The organism is Candidatus Pyrohabitans sp. (assembly GCF_054014795.1).
In genome coordinates this window covers 1-10,441 of record NZ_JBPMGE010000083.1, presented here as the reverse complement: position 1 = coordinate 10,441, position 10,441 = coordinate 1, and the positions used below count along the sequence as shown (strand labels likewise).

Genomic DNA, 10,441 nt, shown 5'->3' with positions numbered 1-10,441 from the left:
TGATGAGGGTAAGCAAAGAATTCACGTCTAAACCTTACCCTCCAATTCCTCCTTTGGCGTTATAGCTTCAACATAACTCGGAGCTCTTTTCTGCTGTTCTTTGTCTAAAGTAACAAGCTTTGCGTTGAAATATGATGCCACTCCTACGTATATTGCGTCGCATCCTCTTAACTTGTATTCTGCTGCCAGCTTTGAGGAGAGATCTGCAAGTTCGCTATCGATGGGAATAAAAACAATGTTTGGTAATTGTCTGAGGATTCCCACAAATTCTATCGCCTTATCAGCAATACCAGTGCCCCTCGCAATAGCAGAGGCAATCTCTGGCAGAGCTATCTCAGGCACCACAACATTGACATTGCTCTCTCTTATCCTGTTCATCAACTCTCTGCTAAACTCGTGATGCTCCTCCCTCTCCACTACTGAATTGACCAGAACACTTGCATCTAGGCAGTACATTAACTCATCGCCTTGCTTCTAATACAAGCTGCCAGCTGGGTTTTTTGCTCTTCCAGGCTTTGCTTATCTTCATCCTAATCTCATTAAGCCTGTCCCATGCTTTTGGGTCCTTCTTTTCCCTCCTTGCCTCTATGCTTTTCCTTATAATCTTAAGCTCAGTTTCCAGATGTTCAAGCCTTTCTTTTAAGACTTTAGCGTCTTCCATAAATCTCACCATATACTACATTATTAATAACCTGTTAAATAATTTGACGATTAGTAAATTTTTGAGCAATTCAACAAAAAAGCATCGTGGACGTCAGCAATCGGCAAGCTAACCCCTCTCCTGCACAAAGCGCGGCACCGCGTGCTTGAGAGGGTCAAAGCGCTCCATGTCCTTAACCTCCATACACTTCATGCTCGCCTTGCTGTGCAGTGAACTTGGCAGGCGGAGGATGCGCTTTACATCGACGGTAACCTTTGCGTCCAGCATCTCTGCATTAATCCTCCGCGCCAGCTCCAGAAAACTGGCAAAGCCTTTGCCCTTCAGAATATCCTTCAGCGTGGCGAATTTTCCTTCCTCAAGCTCATTTGCAACCCTGCGCAGCGTCTTGGGGTTGAGAAGGGTATTGGCCCGCTTTAATGTTATGCCCCCGCTGCGCAGCACGTCGGGGTTTAGTAGAGGCAGGAGGTGGAGTATGCGCATTCGGAAGACGCGCGGGTAGCCGCGCCTAAGCTCCAGAAGCTCGGATTCTGGTATTGCGCCCCCCGCAACGTAGTCCAGGAGGCTGCCCCTCTCCGGGCTCTGCATCTGCAGCACCTCTCTGTCCAGAACGCGCAGGTGGTATCCCCTGCCGGAGTAAACAAAGTGAAGCTCTCTCAGGGCGAAATCGTCGCGGAGCACATCTGCAAGCTCAAGGACGTACTCCTTTGCCATGTTCAGGCAGAGTTCGCAAACCTCTCCCGGGGAGCACGAGCACGGACGGAGGGGCAAATCCTTTGCATCAACATCGAAAACCAGCTCGGCGCCAAGCCAGCCCTTCCGGCGTTCGGGCTTCTCATAGAAGGAGACACTCGCAAAGGCTGCATAAGGGGCAGTGGCCACGAGCATGCCCTCAAGCTGCGCCGGTGTTGAGATGCGGTTGTACCTGTCGCTCGGCCCCTCTCCGCGGTGGTCAAAGCCGAACTCGCGCTGCGCAAGTGTGGAGAGGATAAACTCGGGCACATCGCTGAGCTTCCACTCCTCGCGGTAGTAGCGTCTCCGCTCTTCAGGCGTGGCCTCGCGGAACATCACTTCCCTCCCTTGGCGTAGCGCTTTCTGGTGTAGTAAACCAGGGGGTTCTTGACGTCTCTGCAGTGCTTATCCGGTGTACAGAGCGACGGCGCCTCTCTGCGAATCTTCTCGCAGTTTGGCACAAAGTACCAGGGGCTCCTTCCAGAATCCTCAAGGCGCGGCTGCTCTGTCAACCCGAAGCCCAGGTGATAGCTGACATTTAGCTTCTCCAGCGGCTGGTCCTCAAAAAGCGGCGGGGAGCAGCGCTCCGCGGCGACGTATATCAGGGGGAGAACCTCCTCTGTTATTATGCTTATGTCGCTTATGAAGTCAGCTATTCTGGCATTCTCGCCGGCGTTGAAGGGCGCAATCCTTGCGTAGGACAGGAAAGAGGTTAAGAGGACTGTTATTGCATAGTTTCTGGAGCCACTCCCCACTCCCGCCAGTGTCGCCCTTATACAGGGCGGGAATTGTTCCTCCTTGAGAGACTTCTGCGCATGCTTTGCCAGTACAGGCGTCATGGCAAGGGCCAGGCTGCTCAGGGCCCCTGCAATTTCCTCCAGGCGCTCATCCTTCGAATCGCTCCCCTCAATGGAGCGCAGGAAGGCGTCGCACTCGCTTGCTATGTGCTCCACGTAGCATGCAATTGCCTGCTTCAGCGTCAGCAGCGCATATCCCTGTGTAAGGTAGATCTGGGGAAGGCTCAACCTCCGGCTGCGCACCGCCGGCAGAAGCTCCTGCCAGCGGGCAGCGTAGAGCATGGGTTCGCCCTCCTGCGCCGTCAGGAGCCTCAGGTCCCCTTCCTCTGGAGTTACCTCTGCCTGCGCAAGGGTTAGCAGCTCAAAATCCTCCAGCAGGTACACCAGAGTCTCAGGGTTGAAGTCAGGGGTTCCCCATCCCTGCTGCTGGAGCAGGGCCCAGATTCGCGAGCTCACCTGCTTTTTAATAATCTCCTTTGCTGCCCTCGCCTCCTTCGAGGCATAGCCCCGCAGAGAAGCGGCGCTCAGAAGTGCATAGAAGGAGGGTGCATCCACGTCGTGACGCACCTCTAGCCTGACCTCCCCCCTGAGTTTTCTTCTAGCCTCGGCGATGGCCTCTTCGGTTAGCCTGTCCTCGCGGAAGTAGCGCAGTGCGCGCTTTGAAAAGGGGTTCACGAGTGGGGGGAGCATGTACCTAATTTGCCGCAGGCCAACTTAAGGTTAGCGCATGCAATGGAAAAGTGTCACTCGCTCTCAATGCGGGGCGCAAGAAGGAAGCTCAGGGCAACACCCGGTGCAAGGAAGTCCAGCTTCACAGGTATGTCATTTCCCAGATTTATCCTCACCGTCGAGGCTATATCCCCAGCCTTAATCATATCCTTTAGGTACTCTATTGAGAACATGCTCTTGCAGGGTTCGCTAACCTCGAAGCTGACCGCCTGCTCCCTGCTGACCTTAACCTCCACGTTGCCTAGGTCTCCACTAGCTGAGATGTACACATTCTCTGAGTCGCAGCGCAGGGTCACGTGGTCGCTGACTATTTCAGCGTCTTTAATACCCTCGCTAAGTATCTTCGGGTCTATCTCAACCCTTGCGGGAAACTCAAGCTGGGGGACGCGCAGCTCCTCCTCGCCCACATCTATGAGCGGGAGGTCAAACCTTCGCGTTGCGGAGTTGCGGATTGTAATTCTCAGCGCACTCCCATCGTCGCTGACTGAGAGCTCAATCCTGTCGCTACTTCCGGCGCGTTTTAATATTGTGTTCAGCCTGTCCAGGTCTATGCCCAGGGTGAGCATCTCGTGAACATCATACTCCTCAAAGGCATCCTTCTCCATCTTGAAGTCCACAAGCGCCACATGCGCCGGGTCCATGGCGCGCAGGGCAAGACCATCGGGATTAGCCACAATACTCGCCTCATCTATCATGTTGGATATCGCATCTATACTCGACTTCAAAATTTTCGGGTCGGCTAACGTTGCCTTCATCTTCTCTCCTCCTTATCAACTTTTAAGCTTCTCTACAGCGTACTTCACCTGTTCATAAAGGCTTACATCCAGCCTGCTCATATCCTGTATAACCTCAACCTCTATCTCCACCGCCTCGCCTACGCGCACCTTTCCCAGAACCCTGACCCGCTTTCCCTCCACCGCCCGGGCGAAGAGCTCGGGGTCAGCAAAGAGAAGCACAGCCCTGCCCGTGCCGTCGTCTATAAGTGCTGTACCGCTGGTCTCGTCGCAGTCGACTATTGTGCCCAGCACCCGCACACGAAACTCCTCACCTGTTATGTTCCCTATCTCAACCTGCTTTGCAGGGAACCTGCGCTTCTCCTGTGCCATATCTACTCCCTCACCTTCACACTCTTTGCGCCTCTGGCCATTATCGTCTTACCAGTGCGCGCAATCTCTTTTATCCCATAACCCCGCATGAGTTCAATGAAGGCGCCTATCTTGTCCTCATCGCCTGTTATCTCTATCACCATGCTCTGTCTTGCGACGTCCACTATGCGTCCCCGGAAGATGTTGGCGTACTGCACCACCTCGGCACGTGCACCCTCATTCTTCACACTGACCTTGATAAGCGCCAGCTCCCGTATAACACTCTTCCTGGGGTTGAGCTCACTTACCTTGACAACCTCTATGAGCTTGTTGAGCTGCTTCATCACCTGTTCCAGAGTAACTCTATCCCCGCGCACAGTCATTGTAATTCGCGAGATTCCGGGTACCTCTGTTGGACCCACTGAGATGCTGTCTATGTTGAAATTGCGCTTTCTCAGCAGGCCCGAGACGCGCTGCATAACCCCGGGGCGGTCCTCCACGAGGGCGACAATGTAGTGGGTTTCTCGCATTTTCACCACCTACTCAATAATGTCCTTGAGGCACCTGCCGGGCGGTACCATGGGGAAGATGTTGCATTCGCGGTCTATGATGAAGTCTATCACCGCTGGTTTCCCGGCGTCGAAGGCCTCGGTGAGCGCATCACGTATCTCCCCCGGCTTCTCCACACGCAAGCCAAGCGCTCCGAAGGCCTCTGCCACCTTCACAAAGTCCGGCGAATCTCCAAGGTTAACTGCAGAATATCGCCTGTCGTAGAACAGCTCCTGCCACTGGCGCACCATGCCCAGAAAGCGGTTGTCAAAGACGCCAACGACCACGTTGATGTTGTTCTCCACCACAGTGGCAAGCTCCTGGATGTTCATGAGAAAGCTCCCATCGCCGGCGATGTCTATAACTTTGGCCTCAGGCCTCGCCACCTTGGCCCCCATCGCCGCCGGGAAGCCGAAGCCCATTGTGCCCAGTCCACCTGAGGATATGAAGGTTCTCGGCTTTGTTCTGCCCAGGTAGTGATGAGCCCACATCTGACACTGCCCCACCTCTGTGGTGACTATGTCATCCTCGCTCAGAAAGTCCATTATCTCCTTTATAACGCGGTGCGGCTTCAGGGGCACGTCCTCGTAATCCATACGCGGGTTGAACTCCTTCTTCCATTGCTTGACCTTCTCCACCCATGCTCTGGTCCTGGCCTGAGTGAGCATCTTCCTGAGCACGCGGATAAGCTGTCTGAGCACATGCCTTGCATCGCCCACCACGGGTATGTCTGCGCGCACATTCTTGCCTATCTCCGCGGGGTCTATGTCTATGTGGATTACCCTTGCCTCCGGGGCGAAGCAGCTCACCATGCCCGTGCTCCTGTCGCTAAAGCGCGTGCCTATGGCGATGAGCAGGTCCGCGTCGGTAACCGCATAGTTCGCCACCTTGCGCCCGTGCATTCCAAGCACGCCAATGGCGAGGGGATGTGATTCCGGAAAGCTTCCCTTGCCCATTAGCGTTGTTACGACGGGCGCCATAATGAGCTCGGCGAGCTCCAAAAGCTCCGCCGAAGCTCCTGAGATTATCACTCCCCCGCCGGCGAGTATTACAGGTCTCTCAGCCTCGAGTATGGCCTTTGCCGCGGCCTTTATCTGCCTCGGATGTCCCTCATAGGTGGGCTTATACCCGACTATTTCAACCTTATCAGGGAACTCAATATCTGCCTCGCCCTCCTGCATGTCCTTGGGCAGGTCTATGAGAACCGGACCAGGTCTGCCTGTCTGTGCAATATGGAACGCCTTCTTAATAACCTCCGGTATCTCTGCAACATCGCGAATCTGAAAGTTGTGCTTTGTTATCGGCATTGTTATACCTACAATATCTGTCTCCTGGAAGGCGTCTTTGCCTATAAAGGGTGTCGCCACCTGACCTGTAAAGGCTACGATGGGCGAGGAGTCCATGTATGCATTGGCTATTCCCGTCGTGAGGTTCGTTGCCCCAGGTCCTGAGGTGGCGCTACACACGCCCGCCTTGCCCAGGACCCTCGCATAGCCGTCGGCAGCGTGCGTTGCCCCCTGCTCATGACGCGTGAGTATGTGTCTTATACTGGCGTCGTAGAGCTCATCATAGAGGGGAATCGATGCACCGCCGGGGATGCCGAACATCACCTCAACGCCTTCCCTTTCCAGAGCCTTGACTATTGCCTCAGCACCCGTCATCCTCATTTAAAGCACCCACTTTCTTTCACTATTCTACATGCAACATTAAAAACCTTTTCTTCTCTAACCCAGAAGCTTCCTGGCCCCACAGTCTTCAGGAGCTCTCTGGGGCTTGGGCTAGGTTCTCCTTACTTCATAAAAAGTTCCTTCTTTCTTGCTTTTGATATCTCCTCAAAAATCCAGCTGGTTAAAAATTTTGCATAATGTGCGATGTCTGAGATGGAGATGATTCCTCTAATCTCACCTCCTTCCACCACCGGCAGTCGTCTGAACTTTCCCTCAGCCATAATCTTTGCAGCCTTTGAGACATCCATATCCGGGGTGGCTGTCTTTGGGTCTGGTGTCATTATCTCCCTGACCTGTGTTGTGTTGACGTCCCTGCCATTGGCGACGCCCCTTATAACAATGGCTCTATCTACAAGAATCCCTGAAAGCTTCCCATCCCTTGTTATAAGCACCACCCCCACGTTGGCCTCCCTCATCTTGGTCGCAGCCTCTGCAAGAGTGGCATCTTCCTCGACAGTAACAACCCCCGTGGTCATTAAATCCCCAACCTTCACATGTATCCCTCCTGGTAATATCTTTCTTTTTAATAGGATAAAAATCTAATTGCGAATTTCATACCAGATGCTGAAGCAGCACAGAGGCGAGGGTGAAGTAAACCACCAAACCGGTGATGTCCTGGGTGGTGGTCATAAAGGGGCCGCTCGCTATGGCAGGGTCTATCTTCAGCTTTTCAAAAATCCAGGGTATAATCACGCCCATGATACTCGCCAGGCTCATGGCACAGAACATGGCGATACCCACAATCATACCTATCGCAGGCTTGCCGACGATAATCTGACCAAATGCAGCCACACCCGCACCTGCGAGCAGTGCCATTGTTACACCTATCTTAATCTCCCGCAGGAGATAGCGCATCCTGTCGGAGATTTCCTTTGTTGCGAGACCGCGGATGAATATTGTGGAGGTCTGCAAACCCACATTTCCACCCATGGTCATTATCGCGGGCACAAAGAGGGAGAGGGCCACCACAGATGCAAGGGTTTCCTCGAAGCGCTTGAGGATGCTTGCCGCCACCAGGCCATCGCCGATAAGGGCAACCAGGAGCCATGGCAGGCGAGCCTTCACAACCTCCAGCGCCGGAGCTTCTATAAGCCTGTCCATGCTAACGCCGGTACCTGCAAGCTGACCCATGTCCTCCACTATCTCCTCCTCGATGACATCCACCACATCGTCTATGGTTACGAGGCCAACCAGTCTGTTCTCGCTGTCAACCACGGGCACGGCGGCTAGGTCATAGTCGGCGACGATTTTGGCAACCTCCTCCTGGTCCATGCCCAGAGGAACTGCTATTACGTCGGGATTCATCACCTCGCCAAGCTTTCGCTTCCCGGGGGCAAGCACCAGCTCGCGAAGTGAGAGCACCCCTACAAGCCTGTCCTTCTCGTCCTTCACGTAGAGATAGTAGATGGTCTCATATTCGCTGGCGTGCTCCCGTATGAACTTAATCGCCTCCTCCACTGTGATGTCCTTGGGCAGCGCCAGCACGCGGGTTGTCATCAATCCCCCCGCGGTGTCGCTGGGGTGGCGCAGCAGTGCACGGGCTTCGCGTCTGAGCTTTGCTGGGAGGTACTTCATTATTCCCTGCCTTACCTCCCTGCTCAAAAGCGCCAGCACGTCGGCACGTTCATCCGGCTGCAGGTGGAGGATAAGCTCAGCCGCGGCACGAGGCGGCAAAAGCTCCAAAAGCTCCGCCTGCATCTCATCCCGAAGCTCAGGTAAAAATTCAGCCACAAGCCTTGGCGGGAGCCGCGTCAGAACCTGGCGGCGCTGCTCCTCCTTCAGGTCCTGCACAAACTCGCTCAGGTCGTAAGGGTGGAGCTTTGATATCTCGCGTTCAAACTCCTCCCATTCCTTCTCCTCTATGAGCCACTGCAACCGCCTTAGTGTAGCCTCGTCGACAGCGATGAAAATCACTCTCCGCGTTTCATTTTTTATAGTTCTGGGCACGGCTGAGATATATAATTTCCCAAGCGCTGTTAGGAGGGAGAACAGAAAACGCCAGCTTATTTCTTCAGCCTTTCGGGCACCACCTGCTTTGCGACCAGGTCCTCAAAATCCTCTGCATGGCGTATGAGCTCAGCTTTGCCCCTGTTCACCAGCACCTCGGCGCAGCGCGGGCGGGAGTTGTACTGTGAGGCCATGACAAAGCCATATGCGCCGGCGTCGAGGAATGCGAGCACATCGCCCTTCTCCATCTCTGGCAGCATCCTGTCCTTTGCGAGGAGGTCGCCGCTCTCACACAGGTTGCCTGCGATTGTAACCTCCTCTTTCGGTGCCTGTGAAGCCTTATTTGCCACCACAACCTCATGGTAGGCGCCGTACATCACAGGCCTCAGGAGGATGTTAAAGCCCGCGTCGCAGCCTATGAACTTTTTGTAGGGTGTACGCTTTAGGGTGTAAACCCGTGCCAGCATTACCCCGGCGTCGCCCACGATGTAGCGCCCGGGCTCAAAAAGCAGCCTGGGTTTTCTCAGTGAATGCTCAGCCAACTTCTCCTCAATTACAGGCACTATGGCCTCTGCCAGCTGTGCAGGGGTTATATATGGCTGCTCACTGGAGTAGCGTATTCCAACCCCTCCGCCCAGGTCAGCGAACTCCAGCTCTATTCCGAGCTCTCTCTTGAGCCTGCCCACCATGTCAAAGAGCCTGCGCGTGGCTTCAACGTAGGGGTCGGTGCTGGTAATCTGTGAGCCTATGTGCATGTGTATCCCTGTGATGTTCAAACGGGAGCAGCGCAGCGCCCGTTCATACGCTTTGAGCACAAATTCTTCGTGGATGCCGAACTTGCTCTCCCTCAAACCCGTGGCGAGGTGGGGATGCGTCTCAGGCGACACCTCCGGGTTTACCCTGAAGGACACTCTCGCTTCAGCCTTCTCAGCCTCCACTATCTCAATCAACCTATCAAGCTCGTGGAGCGAATCAAGATTTACTGTTACCCCGGCTTCCACAGCGCGCTCCAGCTCTCGGTCGCTCTTGTTGTTTCCGGTAAAGATAATCTTATCACCGGGCAAACCCGTCTTTAGCGCAAGGTATAGCTCGCCTTCGCTCAGTATGTCTGCGCCTGCACCCTCGCTGCGCAGAATGTGGAGTATGGCGAGGGAGGTGTTTGCTTTGTAGGCGTAGCACACCTCCACGTCGCCGTAGGTTTTGAGAAAGGCATTGCGGAAATCGCGGTAGCGTTCGCGAATGCGCTGCTCGTCGTACACATAGAGCGGTGTGCCGTACTCTTCGGCAAGCTCCACCAGGTCAGCACCGCCGAGAGCGAGGTGCCCGTCTTCATTTATGCTCAGATGAGGGCGAAAGTCCAGCATCACATCACCTACTTTATGATGGTGTTCCCATACACCCAGAATATCATCCTCAGCTTTTATTGTTGTGCTACCTCATATTAATATTTTCAAATCTTTTTCGTTGATGGCTGTATCTACAAAGTCCATAAATTCTTTTGGACGGAAATAATTCATCCGGCTTTTCCCCTTGAGCTGTCCTTGGCAGGTATCAAATATTAATATTTAATGTAACAATAATTACCTGAAAGGTAATTTTCATGACAAAAGGGGATTTGCAAATATTTCCCGACCTGGAGGTTTTCAGAGGATTTAGACTTCAATGCCAGATCCGGAAAGAGATTAAGTCCCTTCTGGGAAACATCAATAAGAAGGCGTCAGAAAGCGGAGTGGCTTTTGAAATTAAATCTGTTCATGTGAACCCTGAGTGCTGCGGGCGAAGATATACTACATAGGGCCGTTTGCGGACTGCGTTCTCTCCTCCAGGGAAAAAAGCAGGATTATTATGATGTCTGGGCGCTGCTGAAATATCACAGGAAAAAGATATTCGCCGTAAATCTCCTTGCAGTACCTAAATCTCTTGTCCTCGTCTTTCTCGCATAATTACCTGTTCTTATATGCGTATTTTCTGGGTTTGACAGTGATAACGTTTATTCTTCGCTTTTTTTCGTCAATCAAGTAAAGAATCCTGTGCTTCCCCGCCCTTGCAGACCAAATCCCCTTGAGATTGTGTTTCAACGGCTTGCCTGTGTGGTGCGGGGCTTCCTCTATCTCGGTCAGTTTTGAAATGATGCGCGCCTGTGTTTTACCATCAAGTTTTGAATACTGCTTTTCAAACTCTCTGGATAGAAAAAGACTGTAGGACATTCACTTCAGC

General features: G+C 53.4%; 13 protein-coding genes. 1 reads left to right on the top strand and 12 read right to left on the bottom strand.

Annotated features, from left to right (window positions below):
• Window positions 1-27: 27 nt before the first annotated feature.
• The 11 genes from ACXJJW_RS08630 to lysA all read right to left on the bottom strand — a co-directional run bounded on the left by ACXJJW_RS08630 (window position 28) and on the right by lysA (window position 9,588).
• Complete coding sequence (locus ACXJJW_RS08630; protein ID WP_456475338.1) at window positions 28-456, bottom strand: type II toxin-antitoxin system VapC family toxin; 429 nt, start codon at window positions 454-456, stop codon at window positions 28-30.
• A gap of 4 nt (window positions 457-460) precedes the next feature.
• Window positions 461-661 carry a hypothetical protein gene (locus ACXJJW_RS08625; protein ID WP_456475337.1) on the bottom strand — a complete coding sequence of 67 codons (201 nt, stop codon included), beginning with the start codon at window positions 659-661 and terminating at the stop codon, window positions 461-463.
• A gap of 108 nt (window positions 662-769) precedes the next feature.
• Window positions 770-1,726 (bottom strand): DNA primase catalytic subunit PriS, encoded by a 957-nt coding sequence (gene priS, locus ACXJJW_RS08620; RefSeq protein ID WP_456475336.1) that lies wholly within the window; start codon window positions 1,724-1,726, stop codon window positions 770-772.
• Entirely contained in the window at window positions 1,726-2,877 is a 1,152-nt protein-coding gene (locus ACXJJW_RS08615) for a DNA primase large subunit PriL (protein WP_456475335.1), read from the bottom strand. The genes priS and ACXJJW_RS08615 overlap by 1 nt, the downstream gene beginning before the upstream one ends.
• A gap of 53 nt (window positions 2,878-2,930) precedes the next feature.
• Window positions 2,931-3,671, bottom strand: a complete 741-nt coding sequence (gene pcn / locus ACXJJW_RS08610) for a proliferating cell nuclear antigen (pcna) (RefSeq protein WP_456475334.1) — start codon at window positions 3,669-3,671, stop codon at window positions 2,931-2,933.
• A 15-nt stretch (window positions 3,672-3,686) separates the two neighbouring features.
• On the bottom strand, window positions 3,687-4,022 hold the full coding sequence (locus ACXJJW_RS08605; RefSeq protein WP_456475333.1) for a hypothetical protein: 336 nt from the start codon (window positions 4,020-4,022) through the stop codon (window positions 3,687-3,689).
• A 2-nt stretch (window positions 4,023-4,024) separates the two neighbouring features.
• Window positions 4,025-4,531: an acetolactate synthase small subunit gene (gene ilvN, locus ACXJJW_RS08600; protein WP_456475340.1), complete on the bottom strand. Its 507-nt coding sequence runs from the start codon at window positions 4,529-4,531 to the stop codon at window positions 4,025-4,027.
• A 9-nt stretch (window positions 4,532-4,540) separates the two neighbouring features.
• Complete coding sequence (locus tag ACXJJW_RS08595; protein ID WP_456475339.1) at window positions 4,541-6,211, bottom strand: acetolactate synthase large subunit; 1,671 nt, start codon at window positions 6,209-6,211, stop codon at window positions 4,541-4,543.
• 128 nt (window positions 6,212-6,339) lie between these two features.
• A complete protein-coding gene (locus ACXJJW_RS08590; RefSeq protein WP_456475332.1) occupies window positions 6,340-6,771 on the bottom strand; it encodes a CBS domain-containing protein in 432 nt (143 codons plus the stop codon).
• A 58-nt stretch (window positions 6,772-6,829) separates the two neighbouring features.
• Entirely contained in the window at window positions 6,830-8,191 is a 1,362-nt protein-coding gene (mgtE, locus tag ACXJJW_RS08585) for a magnesium transporter (protein WP_456475331.1), read from the bottom strand.
• 89 nt (window positions 8,192-8,280) lie between these two features.
• On the bottom strand, window positions 8,281-9,588 hold the full coding sequence (gene lysA / locus ACXJJW_RS08580) for a diaminopimelate decarboxylase (RefSeq protein WP_456475330.1): 1,308 nt from the start codon (window positions 9,586-9,588) through the stop codon (window positions 8,281-8,283).
• Between the two features lie 236 nt (window positions 9,589-9,824).
• On the opposite strand from lysA, the gene ACXJJW_RS08575 reads away from it, so the two are divergent.
• Window positions 9,825-10,019: a hypothetical protein gene (locus ACXJJW_RS08575; protein ID WP_456475329.1), complete on the top strand. Its 195-nt coding sequence runs from the start codon at window positions 9,825-9,827 to the stop codon at window positions 10,017-10,019.
• A gap of 148 nt (window positions 10,020-10,167) precedes the next feature.
• Here the strand turns inward: ACXJJW_RS08575 and ACXJJW_RS08570 are convergent, their stop codons facing one another.
• Window positions 10,168-10,431 (bottom strand): type II toxin-antitoxin system RelE family toxin, encoded by a 264-nt coding sequence (locus ACXJJW_RS08570; RefSeq protein WP_456475328.1) that lies wholly within the window; start codon window positions 10,429-10,431, stop codon window positions 10,168-10,170.
• Window positions 10,432-10,441: the final 10 nt, after the last annotated feature.